22 protein-coding genes are annotated in these 24363 nt (G+C 35.4%); 12 read left to right on the top strand and 10 right to left on the bottom strand.

Annotated features, from left to right (window positions below):
- The first annotated feature begins 1 nt into the window (after position 1).
- The 6 genes from HHU12_RS04935 to HHU12_RS04910 all read left to right on the top strand — a co-directional run bounded on the left by HHU12_RS04935 (position 2) and on the right by HHU12_RS04910 (position 7357).
- Positions 2 to 499 (top strand): DUF4381 domain-containing protein, encoded by a 498-nt coding sequence (locus tag HHU12_RS04935; protein WP_169655546.1) that lies wholly within the window; start codon positions 2 to 4, stop codon positions 497 to 499.
- Positions 492 to 1481: a VWA domain-containing protein gene (locus HHU12_RS04930; protein WP_169655543.1), complete on the top strand. Its 990-nt coding sequence runs from the start codon at positions 492 to 494 to the stop codon at positions 1479 to 1481. The genes HHU12_RS04935 and HHU12_RS04930 overlap by 8 nt, the downstream gene beginning before the upstream one ends.
- Positions 1478 to 3229: a VWA domain-containing protein gene (locus HHU12_RS04925; protein WP_169655541.1), complete on the top strand. Its 1752-nt coding sequence runs from the start codon at positions 1478 to 1480 to the stop codon at positions 3227 to 3229. Before HHU12_RS04930 ends, HHU12_RS04925 begins: the two co-directional genes overlap by 4 nt.
- Positions 3223 to 4599 (top strand): BatD family protein, encoded by a 1377-nt coding sequence (locus HHU12_RS04920; protein ID WP_169655540.1) that lies wholly within the window; start codon positions 3223 to 3225, stop codon positions 4597 to 4599. Before HHU12_RS04925 ends, HHU12_RS04920 begins: the two co-directional genes overlap by 7 nt.
- Before the next feature lie 829 nt (positions 4600 to 5428).
- Entirely contained in the window at positions 5429 to 6241 is an 813-nt protein-coding gene (locus HHU12_RS04915; protein ID WP_169655538.1) for a LytTR family DNA-binding domain-containing protein, read from the top strand.
- Positions 6242 to 6364: 123 nt separating this feature from the next.
- Positions 6365 to 7357: a S41 family peptidase gene (locus tag HHU12_RS04910; protein ID WP_169655536.1), complete on the top strand. Its 993-nt coding sequence runs from the start codon at positions 6365 to 6367 to the stop codon at positions 7355 to 7357.
- Positions 7358 to 7420: 63 nt separating this feature from the next.
- Here HHU12_RS04910 and HHU12_RS04905 read toward each other — a convergent pair whose 3' ends face one another.
- The 7 genes from HHU12_RS04905 to HHU12_RS04875 form a co-directional block, all read right to left on the bottom strand.
- Entirely contained in the window at positions 7421 to 8182 is a 762-nt protein-coding gene (locus HHU12_RS04905) for a hypothetical protein (protein ID WP_169655535.1), read from the bottom strand.
- Positions 8183 to 8268: 86 nt separating this feature from the next.
- Complete coding sequence (locus tag HHU12_RS04900) at positions 8269 to 10419, bottom strand: ligand-binding sensor domain-containing protein (protein WP_169655533.1); 2151 nt, start codon at positions 10417 to 10419, stop codon at positions 8269 to 8271.
- A 197-nt stretch (positions 10420 to 10616) separates the two neighbouring features.
- A complete protein-coding gene (locus HHU12_RS04895) occupies positions 10617 to 12338 on the bottom strand; it encodes a tetratricopeptide repeat protein (protein ID WP_169655531.1) in 1722 nt (573 codons plus the stop codon).
- A gap of 148 nt (positions 12339 to 12486) precedes the next feature.
- Entirely contained in the window at positions 12487 to 13923 is a 1437-nt protein-coding gene (locus HHU12_RS04890; RefSeq protein ID WP_169655529.1) for a hypothetical protein, read from the bottom strand.
- A gap of 119 nt (positions 13924 to 14042) precedes the next feature.
- A complete protein-coding gene (locus HHU12_RS04885) occupies positions 14043 to 14804 on the bottom strand; it encodes a transporter family protein (protein ID WP_169655527.1) in 762 nt (253 codons plus the stop codon).
- A 15-nt stretch (positions 14805 to 14819) separates the two neighbouring features.
- Complete coding sequence (locus tag HHU12_RS04880) at positions 14820 to 15611, bottom strand: transporter family protein (RefSeq protein ID WP_169655525.1); 792 nt, start codon at positions 15609 to 15611, stop codon at positions 14820 to 14822.
- A 116-nt stretch (positions 15612 to 15727) separates the two neighbouring features.
- Complete coding sequence (locus HHU12_RS04875; protein WP_169655523.1) at positions 15728 to 16600, bottom strand: dienelactone hydrolase family protein; 873 nt, start codon at positions 16598 to 16600, stop codon at positions 15728 to 15730.
- A gap of 131 nt (positions 16601 to 16731) precedes the next feature.
- Here HHU12_RS04875 and HHU12_RS04870 point away from each other — a divergent pair, with 131 nt between their 5' ends.
- From HHU12_RS04870 to HHU12_RS04860, 3 genes are all read left to right on the top strand, one after another.
- Positions 16732 to 17517, top strand: a complete 786-nt coding sequence (locus tag HHU12_RS04870; protein ID WP_169655521.1) for an alpha/beta fold hydrolase — start codon at positions 16732 to 16734, stop codon at positions 17515 to 17517.
- A 518-nt stretch (positions 17518 to 18035) separates the two neighbouring features.
- Entirely contained in the window at positions 18036 to 18356 is a 321-nt protein-coding gene (gene trxA / locus HHU12_RS04865; RefSeq protein ID WP_062619082.1) for a thioredoxin, read from the top strand.
- 87 nt (positions 18357 to 18443) lie between these two features.
- Positions 18444 to 19283, top strand: coding sequence for a helix-turn-helix domain-containing protein (locus HHU12_RS04860; RefSeq protein ID WP_169655519.1), 840 nt, complete (start codon positions 18444 to 18446; stop codon positions 19281 to 19283).
- 80 nt (positions 19284 to 19363) lie between these two features.
- Here HHU12_RS04860 and HHU12_RS04855 read toward each other — a convergent pair whose 3' ends face one another.
- From HHU12_RS04855 to HHU12_RS04845, 3 genes are all read right to left on the bottom strand, one after another.
- Entirely contained in the window at positions 19364 to 20089 is a 726-nt protein-coding gene (locus HHU12_RS04855) for a tetratricopeptide repeat protein (RefSeq protein WP_169655517.1), read from the bottom strand.
- Positions 20090 to 20284: 195 nt separating this feature from the next.
- The gene (gene pdhA, locus HHU12_RS04850; protein ID WP_169655515.1) at positions 20285 to 21301 is read right to left on the bottom strand and encodes a pyruvate dehydrogenase (acetyl-transferring) E1 component subunit alpha; all 1017 of its coding nucleotides are present in this window, start codon (positions 21299 to 21301) and stop codon (positions 20285 to 20287) included.
- Positions 21302 to 21477: 176 nt separating this feature from the next.
- The gene (locus tag HHU12_RS04845; RefSeq protein WP_169655513.1) at positions 21478 to 22092 is read right to left on the bottom strand and encodes a hypothetical protein; all 615 of its coding nucleotides are present in this window, start codon (positions 22090 to 22092) and stop codon (positions 21478 to 21480) included.
- 142 nt (positions 22093 to 22234) lie between these two features.
- Between HHU12_RS04845 and HHU12_RS04840 the strand changes: the two genes are divergently transcribed.
- From HHU12_RS04840 to HHU12_RS04830, 3 genes are all read left to right on the top strand, one after another.
- Positions 22235 to 22975 carry a hypothetical protein gene (locus HHU12_RS04840; RefSeq protein WP_169655511.1) on the top strand — a complete coding sequence of 247 codons (741 nt, stop codon included), beginning with the start codon at positions 22235 to 22237 and terminating at the stop codon, positions 22973 to 22975.
- A gap of 272 nt (positions 22976 to 23247) precedes the next feature.
- Complete coding sequence (locus HHU12_RS04835) at positions 23248 to 23730, top strand: RNA polymerase sigma factor (RefSeq protein ID WP_169655510.1); 483 nt, start codon at positions 23248 to 23250, stop codon at positions 23728 to 23730.
- On the top strand, positions 23711 to 24286 hold the full coding sequence (locus tag HHU12_RS04830; protein ID WP_169655508.1) for a hypothetical protein: 576 nt from the start codon (positions 23711 to 23713) through the stop codon (positions 24284 to 24286). Before HHU12_RS04835 ends, HHU12_RS04830 begins: the two co-directional genes overlap by 20 nt.
- The last annotated feature ends 77 nt before the right edge of the window (positions 24287 to 24363 follow it).

Below are 24363 nucleotides of genomic sequence, written 5' to 3'. Positions count from 1 at the left end.
TATGCCTCAAGATTCCTTACAATTCCTAAAGGACTCTACACAGCTTGCGAGCGAAGTATTGGACTTTATTCCTCCGGAAAAGGTAGACCTATCTCCTACCGGTCCAGGATGGTATATCTTGGGTGGAATAGCCGTCTTATTGGTACTGATCGTAAGCATCAGAGAGTACAATCGCTACCTTAATTCTACTTACAAAAGAGTAGCGAATAAGGATTTAGATAAAATAATCAATCAAAAGTTATCCCTACAGGAAAGTGTTTTTCAGGTGAATACCACACTGAAAAGAGTAGCACTGACTTCCTACGACCGTGATCAGGTAGCACACTTGAGCGGTGAAGAATGGGTTACTTTTTTAAATAAACATTGGAAAAATAATTTTTCTGATAAAGAAAGTGATTTACTGATCAATGGAGCCTATATGAAGCCTTCCGCTGATCATGATGAAACACTGACGCAATTGATTCAATCATCAAAAAAATGGATTAAAAGTCATGTATGAGTTAGCCTACCCGTGGATGTTTGCACTGCTTCCCCTGCCGATTCTTATATGGTGGTTAGTCCCTGCATATAAACAGAAAAAAGATGCATTGTACTATCCTAAATTTGATGAATTGACAGACGCTACTGGTCTGAAACCTCAAAAAAGTGCGACAGTTTTAAAAAGAAAATGGTTTCAGTACCTCGTCAACTTTCTAGTTTGGTGTTGTGTGGTAACGGCGATGACCAACCCACAATACATTGGAGAGCCGGCTAAAAAAGTAAAGAACGCGAGAAACATGTTGATCGCTGCTGATATTTCGATGAGTATGAATACTACCGATTGGTTTGATGCCGACGGTAATCGTATCACGAGATGGAAAGCTGTTCAAAATGTATTGACTGATTTTATAGATAAAAGAGAAGGTGACCGCATCGGTTTGATGATGTTTGGTAGTGATGTATTTGCCCTGCCTTTCACACCTGATTTAGATATTATCAAACATACCGTAGATGAAACAGGTATCGGTATGGCAGGTCATAAAACGGCGGTTGGTAATGCCATTGCCTTGTCTACGCAAGTTTTTGAAGCGGATTCTATCGATCAAAGAGTGATGATTTTACTGACCGACGGTCAAGACAGTGGTAGTGAAATTGTACCGATCACTGCTTCTCAAATGGCAGCCGAAGACAGCATTAAGATCTACACGATTGGTATTGGTACTAAGAAAAGTTCCCAATATGAATTGGATGATAAGACTTTGAAAATGATCGCTAAAAATACAGGTGGTGAATATTTCAATGCCGGAAATGTAGAGGAACTCAATACCATCTACGACAAGTTGAATGAAATGGAACCGATACAGTTTGAAGATGAAGGCTACAGACCTACTCGTTTGTTGTTCTATATTCCTTTAGGTATTGGATTTCTATTAGCGATGTCTTTACAATTTATCACCATCGTTGTTCAATTTTTCTCATCATTTAACAGACGAAAATCATGAAAGAAATAGAAGCATTTTTCGAAGGGTTTTCGACCAACATTCACTTTATAAGACCCGATTATTTATGGGCATTAGTTCCGGTAGGTATTCTGTTTATCCTCTCATGGATTTCTATTCGTGAGTCTGAAGGATGGAAGAAATTGATCAACCCACAGTTATTGAATTTACTGCTGATCAAAGGCAATAAAAGAGGAGCTTGGTTTCCTAAAATGCTGATGATTTTCACAGCAAGTATCTTAGTCATTGCCATGGCAGGTCCTACTTGGAAAAGGGTAGACAAGCCAGGAAATCAAACCGAAGCCAAAGTAGTCATTGTACTCGATATGAGTAGATCGATGTTGGCAACAGATATTGGTCCTAGCCGATTGGAAAGAGCCAAAATGAAGATCAAGGATTACTTGAAAATCAATCAAGGTGTACAAACCGGCTTGGTGGTTTTTGCAGGTTCTGCTCACGAAGCACTACCTCCTACCAAAGATTACAAAACCTTCCGTTCTACTTTGGATGCTTTAAGTCCGAGTAGTATGCCATTGCAAGGAAGTAACTTACCGGATGCCTTAGATCTTACGGATAAAATCCTAGAAAATACAGATGCACCAAGTTTTGTATGGATCATTACGGATGATATCAACGCTTCTGATGTACAAGCTTTCGGTCAAAGAAGTAACACCAAAGATCAATACAACTTATTGGTATTAGCCACTCCTCAGGGAGCACATATTCCTACGTATAGAAATCGAATTTTAAAAGATAAAAATGGTAAAGCAGTAACGGTTGGACTAAATACAGCCCAACTCCAAAATGCGATTGCCATGCCACATGTCAACCTTACGCCTTTTACATTGGACAACACCGATGTGGAGCTTTACGCAAAAAACATCCAAGACAATTTGGTCTTCACTAAGGATAGCACAAAAGCGGAAGAGGATTGGGTAGATGCTGGATATTACCTTTCGTTTGTCGTTGCATTTTTCCTATTATTCTGGTTTAGAAAAGGACTTTTAGTACAATGGACTTGGATCTTACTCCTTCCGATGTTCTTTATCAGTTGCGATAGTATTGACCAATTGCCAAAAGACGATTTAAAAGCCAAAGACCTTTTTTATACGAGAGATCAACAGGCTCAAGAATTATTGGATAAAGGAGATACAGCTACAGCGGCAGTGACTTTCTCTGATCAATCTCAAGCAGGTTATGCCTACAGTAAAATGGGAGATTATGAGAAAGCAGCAGATGCATACGCAGAAGACATCACCGCCAATAATATGTATAACTTGGGCGTTTCTCAAGCCAAATTAGGGAATTGGGAAGCGGCGCAAAAAGCCTTTCAAATGGCACTGGATATTGATCCTCAATTCAAAGAAGCAGAGAAAAATTTCAATATTGCTTCTGAACAAGTTCGTATGATCAATATTAATATGTCGGAAGGCAGTAAACTCAACGAAAAAGATCCTTTCAAAGGAAAAAAATACGAACCTGAAGCCGGAGAACAAGAACAGGAATCTGCTCAGCATTCGGACAGAAAAGGGGAAGGAGAAGGGGAAACCATTCAAGAAATGGGAGAAAAAGAAGTGAATCCCACCATGGAGGAACTCTTGCAAATGCAGTTTTCTGAAACCAAACAGCAATCCAAGGCAAGCATGATCCGTCAGGTGAAATTGGACCCTTCGATGTATCTCAAAAAGAAATTTCAGTATCAGTACCTCACTGATGAAGACAAGCCTAAAAAATCAGATCAGTCATGGTAAGAAAAAGCATTATAATCGTACTGACGTTGTTTTGGGCATTGAATACTTACGCTCAAAAGAAGGTCAACCTGTTTACCACTACAACCATCAATCAGAAGGAAGTAATGGTCGGACAGCCTTTCAAAGTGAAGCTTTCCATCTACACCACTACTTGGTTTACGGAAGGATTGAACTTTGAGGATTTTCAACTGCCCAATGCTTTAATGATTAAAGACGGCAGAGCGATTCCTAACTCCTTGCAGATCGGCAAGTATCAGTATTCAGGTGTGGAACAAACATATTGGGTATTTCCTTTTTCGGCTGGTGAAAACGTCTTTCCTTCTTTGGAATTGGAAGTAACAACCCCAGATCCAGGAGATTTTAAAGGGAAAAAACATACGATTCATACTAAAGAAAAGTCGATCAAAGTGGTTCCTCCACCTGTTGGTGAAGATCCAAAATCTTGGCTGGTTGCTTCTAGTGTAAGAATTTCTGATACTTGGAATAAGGACTTGTCTCAAGTAAAAGTCGGTGATGTACTCAAAAGAACGGTGCGTATCACAGCGGGTAACACCCTCGGCCCAATGATTCCGGTGAGAACTTATGATTCATTAAACTGGGCAGGCGTTTATCCAGAACACCCAACCAACAGTAATTATAATAAGGACAATTATATTTCGGGTACGCAAACACAAGTCATTACTTACCTTGTTCAAGAAGCAGGAGAATTTGAAGTACCAGGAATTACAGTTCGTTACTATAATCCTTATACCAAAAAGTCGAAAGATATTTCTTCGAAAAATAGAACCATCACCATTGAAGAAAATCCTAACCTAAGCATGTTGCAATCCCTTCAGGACAGTTTGAATAAACTCAATCAGGTGCCGGAAGAAGTAGATACAACTCCTAAAAAAACATGGAGAGATTACGTTCCTCAGCATTGGGAATATATTCTTTTAGGTCTAGTGATTCTTTGGTTATTGTACAAATACAAACCGATTACCAAGATCAAAAAGAAACTAGAAGATATCCGTTCGACTTCCACTTACAAGGAAAAACAAGCTTACAATAAGCTAAGAAGTGATATCAAAAAAGGTAATATCGAACAAAGCATTCAAAGTTTCTATCAGTGGATCAATACCCTGCCCAATCAAAGTGTGAGTAATTACAGAGAAACACTTTACCAAGCAGTATTGACACACAAATTGAGTGATTTGATTTCTGAAATTTCCGATATCAAGTACAGTCAAGGTGGAACGATGATTCCGAAAAGCATTCAAAATGCCTTATTGGACCAATTGAATTGGGACCGAAAAATTATTCTTCAAGTGAAAAAGAAGAAGAGTTATAAGGAAAGGAAAACGAAGCGTTTGGAGGAGTTGAATCCTTAGTTATAGAAGAAAGGTTCTTGCAGAGATGTGAGAGCCTTTTTTACTTTCAATCCATCTTTCTGCTGAAATTTCTACGATCTACTTTCAAGCTTCTTTCTTCTTCATTTTTCCATTGATGAAAAACGAAGCAAAAAATCTAGGCTGTGAAGTCAAAAGCTAAATTCCATTCCTCTCGCCTAAATGATTTTAAACTCGCTACGCTCAAACAGCAAAATCATTTTTAACGGCTCACTCCATGAAATTATTAACGCTTTTCCCTTCAATGCCAAAGAAGGTACTACCAACTGAATTGGGTAGAATACTCACTGGCGCGAATGTTAAGCGTCAGTGTCATTCCTGCCTTACAGATCAGTAGAAATCTCCTGATTTCTACTAACCATAAATATTCTAAAACTGAGTTTAAAGTTCACTAACAATCTAAAAACTAAACAAATATCAATTCTCAATTATAACGATTTCGTGTAATTCAAATCCCAATTCGTATAAAAAAATCCTTGCTAAAACCCTCACCTTTGTATCGTTCAAAAACAATAAGGAAACACTATTTTAAATATGAAGATTATTTCACAAGCATTGCAATTCTTTAAATCATTAATCCATGATTTAACATCAAGTACATTATTAGAAGGAGATTATTATGATTCAGTAGATTAATCAAAAACCTTCAAAAAATAAAAAGTAATAGATATTGCTCTTATTCCTTTCAGAAGGAGTAAGAGCTTTTTTTGTTTTACATTTTAATGCTGATTTTTGTTCTCTGAATAGATTCATCTATCTTTAAACGAGCTAGAAATCAGCCTTGCAAGGCTAAGACTTTTTAATCATTAATATGCAAGCTAACAAAATCATCTCTTTCACTTCCTCTTGGAAAAACACCATTTTCATTACGCTTATTCTGTCCGTTTTTATAAGTATTATTTTGATATTTCTTCAACCTTTTGATACTTATACTTACAATGCTCCCTACAAAAATTTGAAACTTGCCGGCTATAGTTTATGTGTGATTATACCCTTATTGAGTATACATGCTATTGAAAAAATATGGTATAAAAAACACGGTCAAAAATGGACGCTTCTCAATGAGTTACTCGTCCTTACTTTTGGTTTTTTCTTTATCAATTTGTTATGCTATTTATACAACTGTTATGTCATGAATAGTGTTCAACCTACTTTGGCTGGACTGTTCTATTGGAATATCTATTATGGCTTGCCTTTCGCGTGTATCTTCATCACATTTTGGGCTTACTTACGTTTCCGCTTTGGACAGATTTTAATGAGTGAAGAGAAAATAGAAAACAAACTAATCAGTATAGAAGGGGCTAATGCCAATGAGCAAATTCAATTTGAATGGGACGAGTTTGTCATGGCGAAATCTCAATCAAACTATATTGATATTTTTCTTTACACAAAAAATGGCGAACAGCAGAAGTTTACATTAAGAAGCACATTAAGTAAACTTTTTGATCAACTGCCAATGGCTACTCAGGTGCATCGTTCTTTTTTAATCAACACTGTTTTCATCAGCGAACTCAAAGGAAATACAAGAAAAGGGGCCGCCGTTTTAAATCACGTTGAAATGGAGGTTCCAGTCTCACCAAAATATTTCTCAGCATTAAAAAAAGAGCTTCAATTTCATCCCTAAACCTTCAAAAACAGCCCTCAGAGTTCAATTTCGGCATTTAAACTTCAAGCTCATCACTCCCATTTTTTCATAATAATTCATTGAAATACCTTTGAATCAGTGTTTAATCAAAAGGAAATTATTATGAAATCTATCACAGTGCTATTCATCGCTTTATTTATTGCTTTCTCTTCAATTGCTCAAGAAAATAAGTCAGAACACAAAGCCTTTCTTGATAAAGTATTTCAACTATTAGAACAAAAAGTGGCAAATCCAAGATGGTTAAAAGAAGACAGTTTTATCAAATTTAAGCATCATATGTATGCTGAAGAAACGTTGAAACTTGATGAAAAGGAATTCTATTTAACTTTCAATAGACAGTGTAATACACTTTATTTTACGCACTTTTATCTTAAAAAAATAAAGTCTACGACAACAGCATCAGAAGGTGAGATAGAAAAACTATCATGGAAAAAAATGAACGATTCTACCGCTTATCTTGATGTTCGTTCTTTTGCTGGTGGGGCTCGTCAAATGTATCAAGCACTTCAAGAAATTGGAACTGATACTTTCGAAAATTTAATTATTGATTTAAGAAACAACGGAGGAGGTTCGTTGGATGCTCCAGTTATTTTAGGTCAGTTTTTAACACCTAATCCTATCGACGCAGGGGTTTACCTCACTAGAGGGTGGTATGCAAATCACACAAAACCTGCTACAGCTGAGGAGATCACTTCCCTGCCCTTTTTGATGGATTTCACTTATGCTGGTATTTCAAAAATGTTTATGGAAAACTCTGCCTTTAGAATGGTGGTTCCTTCTCACAATAATCCAACTTTTAAAGGAAAAGTATATGTATTGGTCAATGAAAATACAGCCAGTGCGTGTGAGCCATTGATCTACTTACTCAAAGAACAAAAAATTGCCACATTGGTAGGTACACCATCTGCTGGAGCAATGCTAAGTGGAGCTTCATTTGAAGTAAATGAGAATTTTAATGTCTTTATCCCCATTGCAGATTATCAGACTTACAATGGATCAAGATTGGATAAAGTGGGTGTTGCTCCTGATGTCTATGTTGAATCAAATAAGGCACTTGAATATGTATTGGAAAATATAGCGTTGAAGTCGAAGTAATTCTAATTTTAACTTCACATAAAAGAAAAAACAAGATCGGCTTACAGTACATTATGCCGGTCTTTAATTTTCTTTCGGAGATGGTAATAACTTCCGATCTATCTTTAAAAATGCTTGAATTTCATCGATAGAAACTGAAAAATCGAATTCTACAGTCATAACATCTGAACGTTCATATAATTCCCTTGGATCAATCTTGAGACCTTCTTTTGTAATGATAAAACTTGAAAATTTTGGTGTTTGTAGAAAATCAAGTATTGCCTTCTCATCAAATACGTCATTTTCAACTAATGATGCTGACTTCTGAAGTAAAGCAATCAGTTTGTCTATTTCTACAATATCATTGAGGTATAACGGCTTGGTATTTTCAATATCAAAATTATAATAAACAAACTCTACATGGGTATAAGCGGCGCCGGCACCTTTAGAATTTTTTTTCACGACAATTGAGACAATGGACGAATTTATTCCTCCTTCAAAAAAGACTTCCGTATACTCCTCAATATCATTATTCGTCACCAACTCTAAGTCACTTTCATCTAAACCTTCACAAACTGATTGGATCTTTTCAATATTTTTGAACACAGCTTCCCTGATTTGCTTATTGATTGCTAAACAGAAACTGGAACTGCTCTTCAATTGAGGATATACTGCATCTACCCAACAGTTCAACACTCGGGTATCTTCCCAAACTACAGTGTCAACTTTGAAGAATTTTTCATGTGTGTTTTCTAAACTTACAGTTTGTCCGTGTGACCATACACTACAAAACAATAGTAAAAAGAGGATAATAGAACAGCTCTTATTCATGAATAAATTTAGCATTTTGGGTTATTGAGCAAACAAAAAATGATGATAAAATAGCCTGGTTTACCTATACAGCAAACCAGGCTTAGTAATTTTTTTACGAATTAATTCTCTTTATTCTTATCCACAAGAACAATTGTATCATCAAAATAAATAGATGACTTGGCTTGCTTCTGTACTTTATCTTCCAAGGTTTCTTTTGCCACTTCCTGTGCAGCAGTAGTTGCTTGAGTTTGAGATGTAACCACAGGTGCAGGTACTTTAGTAATTACAATGTTCACTCTGTCTTGCTTATCTAAAAACATACTGAAGATCTTTTCACCAGCATAGAAATCACTGATTTTGAAAACTTCCCACTGAGTACCGTCAAAGTGACCAATGATATTTTCTTTTGTCGCTACCCATAATTGGTTGTCTTTATCAAAACATGCTTGTTCTACCCAATTTGTATTATTATCATTTGGGAATTTCTCTTTTACTGCCTTTTTCAATCCTGCAAAATCATAGACGTTTTTGATTTCTCCACCGTTAGACTGAGAAATATGACTAGTACCTACAAAATTCACTTCACCGTTGTAATCTTTAATGATGAATTTTGAGATGTAACCCTCTTCTTTTGTAGAGGTATGAATTTTAAAACCTTCTTTTGTAAACTCTCCCAATCCTTTGGAATTACTTACCCAAAGAGTTCCTTTTTCATCTAATCTCATTTCAAATAGACCATAACCTGTTCCCAACCCTGTTTCTTTTTTCGTGAAGTACTTCACTCCTTGTCCACTTACAGGGTAATAAGCATAGCCTTTACTCGTCGCTAACCAAAAAGCATTGTTCAAATCGTCAAAAACCATCATCTTAGGTTTCCCTCCTAATTTCTTATCCAATGTAAGAGCTATTTGTTCCGTTGACTCGTCAGCATTCATTTTGAAAGTGTACTTTCTTGTCGCCGTTACGAAGTATAGCGTTCCTGTTTTTTTATCAACCGCCCAATTCTTGGCATAAACTTTTGTGTCTGGATATTTGTAACCCGCACTCACAGTTAAATCATCAACGGTAAACTTTTTTACAGTTCCCTCTTTATCTATTTTCTTGAAAGACTCAAAATCAGTCGCCAAGATATATTCATTACCTAAATCATCCGTCAATCTATCTGCTCCTATATAGTCTTTGAATTTTTTAGATTTGTCTGTTACAGTGTTGAGTACCTTAAAGTTATGATCAAACTCAAATGTTGGAACATCAAAAATTACAATTGAACCTTTGTAGACCGTCTCTGAATTAATAAATTTTGGATTCTTTTCATTGTATTCCGTTGTGCAGATTCCTCTTGCTATTACAAATCTATCTTGATTGTCCACTTCAATGTCCATCACAGAACCACTAGTACCTACATGTCCGTCAATTATTGTTTCTGACTTTTTGAAATTCAATAGCCTTCTTTGTGATTCAATATCATAAACCGCTACATGTCCTGATGAAATTTCTATTAAAGCCTGTCCTTTAGCATTCACAGCAAATTTTTGAATTTCATCCTTAGTATCGACCGTTAATTTTTTCTCGAATTGACCATTCTTGAAAAGGTAAAGTGTTTTTGAACCTGCTACCCAGCATTGTCCCTTCTTATCTCTATAGATGTCTTCTGCAATGTTTAGACCCACAGCAACCTCGGGCAATTTATAGACCTTGAAATGCTCACCATCGAAATGTACAATTCTAGCAAGGTGAGGCCCTCTCATAATCGCCACAAACCCCACTTCAATACCTGTAATATTACGTAAAGCTCCATTGTCTATATATTTTTCAGGAAGAGGATATTGCTTTTCTATATCTCCTTTGATAATTCTAAGGCCCTGTTCATTATCAGGAATATATAGGATGTCCAGGTCATCCCATCCGGCAGAGTTGAGTGCCTGGTATTTATTTTCTTTGGCGTTAGCTTCATAAGAAAAAATCGTTGAATTTAAACGTGAAGCTGACTCACCATATACATCAGCATCGAGTGTGTGGCTTTCTAGTGTTTCCAGCTTTCCATTATTGATACGAAGTGTTTTCAAATTGCTTACAGCAAGAATACTCCCATCCTTCATTCTTTTTAAGGAAGAGATTTGACTTTGTGTAGGAGACGCCTCTTTAACGGCAGTATATTTTCCATTCTGATAGTTAAATACCTCTCCATAAATGGTAAAGTGTTTGGGAGATTGAGCAAATACCGAGTTAGCAAAAAATGCCAACAAGAGTAACATGAAGTTTGATTTCATTTTTAGGAATTTAATATTTAAAAATTTGAGTTGAGTAAACTTTTTATTTATGCTTTAAGTGAAATCCTGAATTGAGCATCACCTCTCAACCCAATACACCTGTTTACTCTACAATAAAGCACCAGGAAATTTCCCAGTAAAAAAATACAGCTTATATTACAACAAACCATTAGAGCATGTTTGAAACATCTCTTCAATTAAAGTTCGCTCGCTTCAATTTTATCATCAAAAGTGAGCACTTTATCCAATACAATACTTTGCAAACGTACCCTTCTAGTATTATCATTTTTGAACCACTTGTCTTCTATAAAACGTGGCTCTATTTGCAGACGAATATCAATTTCATACACTGCTTTTTCTTTCACTTTAGGAATGTCTAAAGTCTTGACTAAGCATTTATCTGAAGGAAGTAATAAATAATAACTCTTTTCTGATAAGAAAGTATTCTGCAGCGGTTCGTTTTCCAAACTGACCTTTTCTTTAGCCCCTCCTTTTTTCTTATAACTGACTTGAGTGACAATACCTACATTTTCATTGCCTTCCATATAAGGTACAATAATAGGCGTATCAGAGTTATTGGTAAGGTACAGCTGATATTTCAACCACCCTGCCGCATCAATAATTTTTCTATAACTCAGTGTTATCTCTTTTTCTAGATCCACTTTGCTATAATCTACTCTCAATGCAAAAGGTAAATCAGCTATATTTTTAGAGGAATTTGCTGTTCGCTTCAATGCTGTAACTTCCGCAGCATAAAATTTATCGACAGCAGCGTCAGTAAATTCAAATTGATGCACTTTGGGATTGCTCCTTGGTTTCAAGTTTTTAATCGCATAAAACAATCCATTTACCTCTCCTTTATTGTTATACTTGAAAGCATACGCTTTTTTAGCATAATCTGATGCTTTCTCATATTCTTCCAAAAACAAATAAGCTACACCAATATTGTAATAAAAGTAAGCAATATTTTTGTCAGAAACTTTCGCCTTTTTATTTCCTTTCTCATAAAAGGCAATCAGTTCTTCCCAAACTGGAATAGCCTCTTTAAATTTAGCTTGAATAGGCTGCAATGTTTTAGCAAAGTCTTCTCTTTGATTCAAAAAACACTTTTTTTCATTTTCTTTGAAAACTTCATCCAGCTCGGTTATGATTTCCTCAGAAGCTGAATAGTCATGTTTTTTCCCCTTACCCATAGCCAGCTTGAAAGTGTAATACCTGCAAGAATATCCAAATTGATTATTCAGGTTATCCACAATCCCATTATAGAAATCTTCCTGTACATTTTTTTCCAAATTCGCCAGCGTAGTACTACCCAATTCTTTTTTCTTGCTCAATGCCAAAGATCTGCTTGCATAAGCCCCTCCTATCTCTTTTCTTCTTTTAAAAACTTCTTCTCCCGTAAAGTTCTTTTCCAATAACAAAGTACCATCCACATGTTTGAACTTATAATTCACAGAAATTTGCACCTCAGCATAAGGAGTATAAGTCACGACTGTGGAGTCACCTTGTTTTGTTTTAATCGTTTCAATGGCTAATTTTTTAGTATAACTTCCTCCGTAATATTCCAGCGCATAATCATAACCATGTATACCGTTGTTTGATATTTTACTTTTGGCAAGAAGCTGATCTGAAGATGAACCCTTATCATATTTCTTAATTCCTACAATAGTGACTTTATCAAACAAACTCTTCACCGTTTTATTACCTCCTGTAGAAATTGCCTTTACAGCAAAACATGGCGGCATGATTGTATCCGCTATCTGACCATCTATTTGATACGGTGAGGCATGACCATTCAATATTTGAAGAGGTTTGATAAGCATATTAATTCTTACTTTCTTTTCAGCAGCTTTTTGAGCAACAGCATTTAAGTTCCCTATCCACAGCAAGGATAGCAGAAGGACGATAGTTTGCTTCATTACAATAGTTATTTATTTAAATTTAAAGCATTTCAGTAATTAAATATATAAAAATAATTAAGGAATAGTAGACTCGTCTTGTTTAATTTATGATTACAAATTAGCGCTAAAAGATCCATAGACACTCTTTCCCTTTCTAATGCACTATCTAATAGATCTTTTTAAAATTGCCTCTCAAGTTTTTCGGTAGATTACTAACGAATATATCAAACCTATATTCATTTTGATGGAATCGATCGACATCAATATCTCTCACATTAATATTATAGATTTGAAATAGATAGTTAATTCTGATTCTATTGTTTAGATCAAGCTCTTCATCCTCCAAAACAGAAAAGAGCCGGGCATCAATCTGATCTAAATCACTAGCCCTGGATAGATTGGAACCTAAAGTATGCAAACAGGCATCGATTCCATTAGGAACTGGATTAGATACATCCAATATTAAGCCCATAAAGAAATCGAAAACGTTGATATTCATCGCTTCCAATTCTTTGATTTTAGGTGAAAAATCTTCGAAAGAAGTGTATTTATGAACGTTTAGATCTTCATTATTAAAACAAAATTGAGCACAATCAGGGTAAGAAGGGCACATATTATTGACATGACATCTGAAGAAAATATCTTTATTCAAAGTTTTAGTCACTAAACTGAATATTTCTTGATAATGAACATTATCTGCAGGGTCGGCAGCACATGATAGAAAAAATTCTACACTCCTTTTAAAGAATAGAGCTAATTCTGCTGAATGATATTTTTCTACATAATATTCATAACTTCTTCGTTTGAATCCACCATCATATCCTTCTTTTATCGCGGCCGCTAATAGCTGTTCAAATTCTTCTGTCTGTGCAAACTCCTTTTCAGACTTACCTTGTTCTATCTCGGATTCTATGTAATTATAAAAACGTTCAACGGAAGGATTAGATTTAAAAAGTTCTCCATCTTCAAATAAGATTGTATGATTTGTATCGATCAAACTATAACTATATTGAATCATCCGAGCATAATCTTCTTTTAGAGGTCCATTCTCAAAATCATCTATAATGTAGAAGATACTTATTGTACTCTCCTGCTTTAAAGCTTTATAGTCAATAAAGTTTGAACAAAGTTCTCCTTTTAGTTTGTCTTTGATGAACTTATTATAATCTAAAGAATCTTGTGCTGTACTTCTATATGACATATCAGACAGTGGAAAAAAATACTCTCCTGAAGGTTTAGTTAGGATAATAAATTTATCAAAGAGATGAACTTTATGCATCACTACCTCCTCTAACTCTTTACCTTTTAAGTATTTTGCTTTAAAATCCTCAAAGGTTATTCTATGCTCAAAGTCTTTGTTGATCTGTTCGGCAGTATCTCCTCGAAATTCAAAACAATACCCTTTCGATTGTTTCTTTGAATAATAGATTTTGTTCAATGCCACGGTATCAAATACTGCTGTTATGGAATCTACTATAGTTCTGAAGTGAGAAATTGTTGAGTCATGATAGACCATTCCATTCTCATGAACCTTGTGTTCTTGGGCATGAGCGAAAGAGAAGAAGGAGAAAAAAAGGAAAGTATAAAGTCGAAGTTCTCTCATAATAGTGTTGGTATCGTCTGCTTTTGACTTTAAGTAAATAAAAATACCTCAGCACGAAAAAGAATACGCTTGTTTTCTTTTATGTACTGAGGTATTTATCTGATTAAACTATAATAGAACTACAGAAAGAATCTCAACATTAGTCTGTATGAAGAATATTCCGAATTGGCTAGCTGTCTGGAGAAACAACCCACTTGCAATTTATTCTTCAGTAGCATATAATTGAATTCTACCTCTCCTCCGTAATCAAAGCTTTGCATCGTAGCAAAGTCATTTTGAATAAGCATTGGCGTGACCAGCAAATAAATCTTTTCTGATATATTTATTGAGTTCATCAACTGAAATGTCATACCATGTTTCTCAATATTCTGTGCTCTTCCTTCTACTAAATTAGGATCAGCAAACTGATATCTGTAGGACAAAATTGGCCAAAGTGAATAACTATCACTGATCATAATACCTGCTATAATACCGGGTGAAATACTCCAATTGCCAGAACTGATACCTTCTATTCTATTGCCCATCGGAGCAAAAATATCCATTGATATACCTAAACCTCCTAACGTTTTAGAATAATCTGTATACGGCACATAAAAAGTCCTTAATCTTAAATCACCCATTCCCACTTTCTGAGTAGTGTGATTGTACAATAAGGGAATTTCTAATGTGGTCTGAAAATCACTTACAGCATAACTCAAGTTAAAACGATAACCCGTCAATTGTGTACCATCTTTAAGATTTGTATGCTCAAAGTTGTTATTAATCCTAGTATAAACATTAGTAGGTTTAGAGGGATCAATGACTTTTTCATCAGATTGAGCGTAACCATTACTTACGCCAAATACCATCAAACATAAAACGCATTGTACTACTTTCTTCATCCACCTCATACATTTCTAAAATTTATATGCGAGTGAAAGTACTACTTTATTGCATCTTGTCACCTTGTTAGGCTGCATGTCATAGATAAATTTACCATTTAAAAACAAGTGCTTACCAAGGGGATGTGAGGTATCTACACCTATTCCGCGGGTACCTGAAATGTCATTGAAGAGAGATCGTCCTTCAACAATTTCCTGTGATGTATTGGTATTATAGTAACCAAAAACACCTACAGTACTTCCGTTAGTAAAGTGCCTTGAAATGTTGGCTTCAAAAACCATTGCACTTCCTAATGTACGTCCTAATTCTGGCCTAGCTACTCTGTGTTCGTAAGTCACACCTCCATTTAGTGAATATTTTCCGTCTAAAATATACTGAGTGGCTTTAACAGAAATTAAATGTGCATCTACGGGCAATTCTCTTCCTATTAAGGCTGAATAGCTACCTTGTAATTTTGTATTTCCTAAATCCCACGACAATTGAAGGGGAGTAATATAGACCACAGGAAAGAAATGATTCTTATAACTTCCATCCATCAGCATAGGCTGTGCAATCATCATCGAATACTTCGCACCCAATACATCCCAACCTGTATTCCAAAGTACAGAGGCTGATGCAAAATTTAAATACTGAGAATGTAATGTTGCTACACCTACAAATACGCCATCGCCAGTATATGTACCTGCATGTGCATTCGTGCCTCCTCCTAAAGAAGGAATTGACATAGAAGGTAACATAGGTGATTGAGCGTAGATAGTTAAAGAGGACAAAAGCATTAATGTTCCAATAATAAATTTCTTAACCATTTTTCTTATTGTTTAAGTGAATTCATTATTAGAAGTGCAAAAAATAAAGAATTACCCTATTCTGACTTTTGTCTCCTAGAGTAATTCTTTGAAGTGACAAGCTTGAGAGTAATCAACTATTTAAATCTTTTCTTTAAATACATCAAAGCTTCTTTATTCGCATTTTGAGCATCTGCCTCCATATATCTATCCGAAGAAGGGTTTGCGAAAGCATGATTCGCTTTGTACATTTTCACTGTCAATCCTTTATCAGCTTCCTTCATTTGACCTTCAAATTCAGCTACTACATCAGGATTGATCCATTTATCTTCCTCTCCAAAAATTCCCAATACATCACAGTTCAATTCTGATAAGCGCTCCACATCCTGCACAGGCATTCCATAATAGATGACACAGCCTACAGCCTGTTGTTTTAAAAGCAAAGCGGACTGAAGTGACCAACCGCCACCAAAACACCAGCCAATAGTTGCTATTTTTGCATCTTTTCCGACATAAGCCATCGCCCCATTTACAATTGAAGCCGCTCTTTCGGGGTCACAAGCTTTCATGTATTTACTTGCCTCTTCTCTTGTTGTCCCTACTTTTCCATCATATAAATCCAATGCAATAATATTGACGTCTTTCAGTTCTTTCGATAAACGGTCAGATTCATTTCTCACATAGTCATTGAGTCCCCACCATTCATGGAAAACAAAAAGATACTTGTTTGATTTCTTTTTGGAAGAGACAAAATAAGCTTCCCCTTTCTTTCCCCCTGCCACATCAAAAGAGATTCTTTTTCCAGAAAATTTTTGTGTATTCAATTCCCTCGTCATTGCATGTGCCTTTCTAAATTCAGCTTCTTCTGTGAATAAAGCAAATTTTCGTACAGCCTCAATGTCTGCATGACAAAGCACCACTTTTTCAGGTTTGGAAGGATTGTGCAAAGCCAATAGCGCTGAAAGTCCACTGAAAAGTAAAAGAAGAGTAATAAATGTTGTGTTTTTCATTGTGTTTAAAAATTGTTGGTGTTGATAGCGTGATTATTCATTTTCAATATAACCTAAAAAAATAATGTTTGGTTTAATCACCTGCCTTGGTTATTATTTGTGAGAAAATTTAATCATTAAAACAAATTCAGATGCTTTCATACACAGATAATAAAGCCATAGATAAACCTGCATTAGTATTAATTCACGGATTTTGTGAAACCAAGACAATATGGAAAGACTTTATTCAGGTCTTCACACCTTATTATAGAGTAATATGTATTGACCTGCCCGGCTGTGGTGAAAGTGATGCAATCCAACAAGAACAACCTCTATTAAGTGATTTTGCGGATGAGATTCACCAGACATTACAAAACCTTTCTATTCCAAAATTTACGCTTGTAGGTCATTCTTTAGGTGGCTATGTAACTTTAGCATATGCGAAAAAATACGAAAGCAGTCTTAATGGAATTGGTCTTTTCCACTCCACTGCTTTTGAAGATGATGAAGCGAAAAAAGAAGTAAGAAAAAAAGCGGCTGACTTTGTGAGAGATAATGGTATCCGCACTTTTGTTGCCCCTATGATCGGTAATTTATTTGCTGAAAAACATAGAGAAAACCACAGACCTATTATTCAGGAAATTATTGATACAGCTTGTCATGAGAAAGTAGAAACTATAGCCAAAATATCTCTTGCCATGGGACTAAGAGAAGACAGCAGTGCTTTACTGGGACAACTGGAAATTCCTGTACTTTATATAATAGGAAAGAAAGACAATGCCGTTCCTCTTCGAAAAAGTATTGAAGAAATACACCTGCCTAAAAACGCTCATATTTTTATCAAAGACGATGTGGGACACATGGGTATGTTTGAAGCTACTTTAGAAACACAGCAAGTGCTACTCAACTTCCTTACGCATGTCAATAATATGAATTAGTACATTGTAAACTAAATTTTCAAATAATTATAGTGTCTAGAAATCATGTGATTTCTGATGATCTATAAGATCACGAATGACGCTAACACTTAACATTCGCATCAGTGAAATTTCTACCCTATCAGGTTGAGAGTACTCCCCCGGCCTTGAAGGGAAAAGCGTTAAGAATTTCATGGATTGAGCCGTTAAAAATGATTTTCTTGTTTGAGCTTTAGCGAGTTTAAAATCATTTAGGCGAGAGGAATGGAATTTAGCTTTTGACTTCAAAGCCTTGACTTTTTTGCTTCGTTTTTGTGTTAAGACAAAAATGAAGAAGAAGGAAGTTTGAAAAAAGAACTTCGAAAACTTGTAGAAATGCCGATTGAAAGCTTACGGTAATTTAGTTTACAATGTAATTAGACTGATTTACACTCAAAGGAAAATTAGCACAACCTTCGGGTATTAAAGCATAACACTCCCTCTAGTTTATCCTGCATCTTTGTATTGTTCATTTAGATAAACAGATAAAAAACAATACGATGAAAAAGATAAACAATTTTGAAGAGTACAATCAATTGATCAATGAAAGCAACACACCTATCCTAATTGATTTTTATGCTGATTGGTGTGGACCTTGTCAAGCTTTACTGCCCACTGTAGAAAAGCTTTCTGATGAATATGAAGGCAAAGTGGCTATTCAAAAAGTCAATATTGAAGAGGTGCCGGAATTGGCCACACTCTATAAGGTGAGAAGTATTCCAAACCTTGTTTTCATTAAAAATGGAGAGGTAGTGAAAACTCACGTAGGCATGGCTGCAGAGAAAGAGTTAAGAACTCATTTGGAAGCGATTGCGAACTAGAACAGCTAGTTTTTTTATAAAAATGTTGTTTAGCGAGTAGATATACCTTTTATTGGGTGCTACTCGCTTAACCCTATTTTTATTCCTATGAAATTTTTAAAATCTACAGGAGAATACCTCGAAATCACAGAACTGACAGACGAAAAAAATCTATCACTTTTCGAGGACAGCAGCAGTAAGCTTAGTGTGATCTGGTTTGCTGAAGAAAGCCAGCTGAGAATTGATGGGCGAATGTATTCTTTCTGTCCCAACGAAATTGTCTTTCTAACAGAATTCCATAAAATAGAAGAAATTAACATTGTAAAAGGTAAATTGCTACGCTTCAACAGGCCTTTTTACTGTATTCTGGATCATGATTCAGATGTAGGCTGTAAAGGGATCCTTTTCTTTGGAGCTTCTTCACTTCCTAAAATCAGTATCACCAACAACGACGGAGATACATTGATGGCACTTTGGAGAGTCTTCGAAAATGAAATGGAATCAACAGACGATCATCAACTGGAAATGCTTCAGATGCTCCTGAAAAGATTGTTGATCCTGTGTACTAGAATTATGAAGAAACAAACTTCACTTTCCACATTGAGTGAAGACAAACTAACCGTGGTCAAAGAATTTAATTTCTTAGTAGAACTACATTTTAAAGAAAAAAAATCCGTAGGGGAATACGCTGAATTATTGAATAAATCACCAAAAACACTTTCCAATGCCTTTAAGTTATTGGGTCAGAAGTCTCCTTTACAGTTTATTCAAGACAGAATTATCCTCGAAGCAAGAAGACAAATTATATATACAGATAAGTCAATTTCAGAAATAGCGTATGAATTAGGCTATGATGATATTCAGGCATTCAGCAGGTTCTTCAAGAAAATGGAAAACCTCAGTCCTAGTGATTACAGAAATAAATATGCGGAGAAAGAGACTGCTTAATCTGTTGTTTGGTTTTATGCATAAAAAAATAGGCTATCTTCTAAAAAAAGATAGCCTATTTTATAAGAAAAGATTTATACTTATTTCGTTGCAGCTAAAACTGCAGCAAATTTCTTAGCGTCGTTCACTTCTTGAGCTTTAGGGTACTCGCTAACTAATTTGTTGTAAGTATCTAAAGCTTTAGCGTTGTCGCCAGCTGCTTCATAAGTGAAAGCAAGTTTCATCATGTATGAAGGAGTAAATTCTTTGTTCGGCTTGTATGAGATTGCTTCTTTGTAAGAAGAAATAGCACTAGGATAAGCTTCTAACTCAACGTGAGCATCACCAATCAAAGCATAAGCACGAGCTTGTACTAAATCGTCTTTTGCTGAGAATGCTTCTAAGTGTGAGATTGCTTTATCATAATCGCCTAATCTCATATATGAAACACCAGCGTAGTAATTTGCTAAGTTCGCTGCTTTTGTTCCACTATATTCGTCAGCGATTTCTAAGAAACCTCCTGTAAGGTTACCATCGCCGTTTAATGCTTTTCCTAAAGAGTCTTTTTCAAAATAGAAAACTGCAGGTGACAATTCAGCTTGTGCTTCAGTGTTCTGCTTCTCGATGTTTACACCATAGAAAAAATAACCCGCAATTGCTGCTACGATAACGCCTAAAACAACAAGAACGACATTTTTATTCTTTTCAAAAAAATCTTGAGACTCTACAATTCTGTCCTGTAAAACCTCAGCACTCTCGAATACTTCATACTCGTTGTGCTCTTCCTTCGTAGTTCCTTTCACTGTATTGTGTTTCTTTTCTTTCATGGTCGCCATGTATATATAAAATAGGCTAAGCCTAAAATTTCAAAATTATCAGTCGGCAAATTTAAAAAATATTCCCGAAACATAATATTTTTAAGTACTGTTTGCACTTAAAATTGATATTTTAAAGTTTTTTTCACAAAAAAAAGGCATCCCAAACGGGATGCCTTACGTATATTTTAAATTTTCCGACTCAAATTAAGAATCTAAGAAAGGATAATCTGGCTCAACATATACATCTGTATAAGCTTCTGAAGCTTCAGGATAAGGAGATTCTTCTGCGAATTTCACAGCATCCAATACCTTCTGTTTCATTTTCTTATCAAACTCTTTCAACTCTTCAGCTGTAGCATAACCTTTTTCGATCAGTTTGTTTTTCACTTTCTCGATTGGGTCTTGTGCTTTGTACTCTGCAACTTCCTCTTTAGTACGGTATTTTGCAGGGTCAGACATAGAGTGACCTTTGTAACGGTAAGTTCTGAATTCTAAGAAGTAAGGACCTTTACCCGCACGGATATGAGCAGCTGCTTCTTCCATAGCGATATGTACTTCTTCTACATCCATACCGTCAACTGGACGAGATGGGATATCATAAGCAGAACCTAATTCATAAAGGTGGTGTACATTGGAAGTACGCTCTACTGAAGTACCCATTGCATAACCATTGTTCTCTACGATAAAGATTACTGGTAATTTCCAAGCCATTGCCATGTTGAATGCTTCGTGCATTGCACCTTGACGGATTGCACCATCACCAAACATTGTCACGCAAAGGTTCTTAGTGCCTTTATATTTTTCACCGAATGCAATACCTGCACCCATTGGAATTTGAGCACCTACAATACCATGACCACCAGCAAAGTTTACTGATTTGTCAAAAATGTGCATTGAACCACCTTTACCTTTTGTAGTACCAGTAGCTCTACCATACATCTCAGCCATTACTGCACCAGGATCAGTTCCCAACATGATTGGGTGAGCGTGGTCACGGTAAGCTGTGATATAATGATCATCTTTAGTTAGTGCTGATACTTGACCTGCAGCACAAGCTTCTTGTCCGATGTATAAGTGACAGAAACCTCTGATTTTTTGCTGACCGTATAGCTGTGCCGTTTTCTCTTCAAAACGTCTAACTAATAGCATATTTTCATACCATTCCCAGTATTGTTCTTTGGAGAATGCACGTTCTTCTTTCAGTACTTTTTCTTGAGACATCTCTTACGGTTGTTGAGTGTTAGCGTCTTCCATAAAGCGGTGAGAGCGCTAAAAGATATTTTTAATTTTTCGTTTTCCCCCCAAATCTGCTAATAAATCGATAAAAAAACAATCAATATCACCTTCAATTAATTACTATCGTCAATTTTTAATCATTTCCACTAAAATCTAGGGTATTAATTATTATTGAGCTTTATCTCCCAAAGCAACTTTTCGCAAGTACAGCCTGTTCCCATCTGAAAAAGAGCAATCCGGTCAAACTCAATATTTTTCATCAGCCACTCTTCACAAACTTGAGCATTTCCCTGCCCTAAAGTGATGTGAGGATTAAAGTTTTCAAAGGCATATTTTTCAAAAAATGAATTAAGATAATCAACACCTGAAAAAGGCATCTGCGGGTGTATAACAGCAAAATCATTATTTTCTTCTCTTGCCATCTTATCATAATGATAGGGTTTCATCAATGTAGACAGAGAATAATGAAGGTTTTTCAGCGGTGTAGTCAACTTCACATTCCAGCCTACTGTTTTTATACTATGCTGATAGATAGATGGAACATTCAATGATAATAATTCTGAAAGGTCAAGCACCTCTAAATAATCTTGTAATTTCCCTAATAACTCATCATATCGAGTGGTAACAACTCTGCACATTGCAATTGACAAATGCGGAACTGTCTGTTTTTCACCAAGTTTCAGTATTGTTTCAGGAAGTTTTTTGTTATATTCAACAATCTCTTTTAAAAATGCATCACTTGGAATTAAAACAAGATCCAGTGCAGTGTATTTCATAATTTATCAATGTTTAAAGTGGAATTGGCGCAACCTACGGATTCTAATTTTGTCTTTAAACTAATCACTAGTGTAATTAATTAATTTAAAGCAGGAACTCTTCTCAATTTACACCTGCTATCAACTCCAAAACTATAAGCTTATGGTCAAATTAAGAAAACTACTCTTTACCATTCTTGGAATCTGTCTGCTATCACTTTCAGGTTTCAGTCAAGAAGAAAGAAGAACTGACTTCTACTTTTCCGGAGGATTGGAAATTATTTTTTCCGGTATGACAGCCATCAATATCGACAATCAGGAAATCAAGAATGATGTCATTCGGTTTGCTCCTGTTTTTAATGGACAGACATTTTACAACATCGATTTTGGTGACCGCTTCGGACTTTTTGCAGGTCTATCGATCCGCAATATAGGTTTCATTTTTGATGTTCCCGACGAATATAAAGAAGATGGTGCTTCAGGTTCGATGAGAAAGAAAATGAGAACTTACAATATAGGATTTCCTGTTGGGTTTAAATTAGGGAATTTAAATGGATTTTTTATTTACGGTGGATATGAATTCGAACAACCTATTCACTATAAAGAAAAAACATTTGTGGGAGGTCATAAAAGTAAATTCTCTCTTTGGTTCAGCGATAGGGTGGTTCCCCAAGAAAGTGTAATGCTCGGAATTCAATTTGCAAGAGGTCTCAACCTTAAATTCAAGTATTATATGACGCCGTTCTTCAATCAATCATGGGGAAGTGATAAAGCGAATATCGACGGCACTACGCTAAATTATAATCAGCTACAGGGTAATGTATTCTACTTCTCTCTGAACTGTAATATTTTTGATACGAAAAGAAAAGCTAGAAAAGCACGACACGCAAGTTTTAATTTCTAGTATATCTTATCAACTTTCAAGTATAAGTACCAAGACGAAAATAAATAACATTAATTTTTGACTTAGTACTTAAGGCATTGCATTTATAACATTTAAGTGCAATGCTTTTTTTATGAACATTTATTGATCTTATAAAAAAATACTACCCTACAGCACTGCAAACCGCTATTTTTCTTTTTTCTAAAAAAAAATAAACTCCTAGTGTAACATTTCCCAATAACTTGTATCTAAAGAAATGAAACCAAAAGATGAACGCTCTCAATATTCAATAAATGAAATTTGAAGAAATATATCAGAACTATTGGCAGAAAGTCTTTCGATTAGCAATGGGTTATGTCAACGATGAGGACCTTGCTCAAGATCTGACACAGGATGTTTTCATCATTGTGTATCAAAAGCTTTCTACGTTTAATCAGCAATCAAGCATTGGCACATGGATTTTTAGAATTGCCTCAAATACTTGTCTGAGATCTGTGGAGAAAAAACAAAAACATCAAACCACAGCATTACCGCAAGATTTGTCTGCTTCTGAAAATCAGTTTGAAGTCAATGACCAAATTAAATTTCTCTATCAATGTATCTCATCATTAAATGAAATTGACAGATTAATTATCTCTCTTGAACTAGAAGAAGTTCCGCAAAGTGAAATTGCTGAAATTGTAGGATTATCGAATGGAAATGTTCGAACAAAACTCCATAGAATTAAAGAAAAATTAAATAAAAAAATGTCACGTTATGAGTACTCTGGATCTTAAAAACTTATGGCAACAACAGCCAACCAATCAACCAAAAATTGAAGAGGTTTTAAAAAAAGCAAAAGCTTATAAAAAGAAATCTACACAAAATATTATTGTCCAAAATATCACTGGAGTAGGAATTATTGCTTACTTACTTTTCATCGCTTTCTATTATGATCCTGATTTATTGTTAGCAAAATTAGGTATTGGATGTGCCATCTTAGCTGTGATTATCTATACCGTTTCACAAAATAAACTATACTTTCTGATCAATGATATTGGTTTTGATACAAATTCAATGGCCTATTTGGAGAAACTGAAGGAAATCAAAAACAGGCAACGTAGGATTCAAACCACAACTACATCTTCTTATTTCCTATTATTCTCATTAGGATTAGGGCTTTATATGTATGAATATTTACTGGCACTCCAACCTAACTATTCTATTCCTATCGCAATTGTTACATTGGCTTGGTTAGCCGTGAATTGGTTTTATTTCAGACCAAGAGCGATCAAGAAACAAACAGCTAAAATTGATGAATTGATTCAATATTTCAGTAGCATTGAAAGTTAAAAAGTCTGGTTATAAACGAAGAAGGGATCTTCTCTACATTTTTCATGTAAGGAAGATCCCTTCTTTAATTATATCAC

The organism is Flammeovirga aprica JL-4 (assembly GCF_012844305.1).
Taxonomy (GTDB): Bacteria; Bacteroidota; Bacteroidia; order Cytophagales; family Flammeovirgaceae; genus Flammeovirga; species Flammeovirga aprica.
The sequence above is the reverse complement of the archived record's forward strand: the minus strand, read 5'-3'. Positions and strand labels throughout refer to the sequence as shown.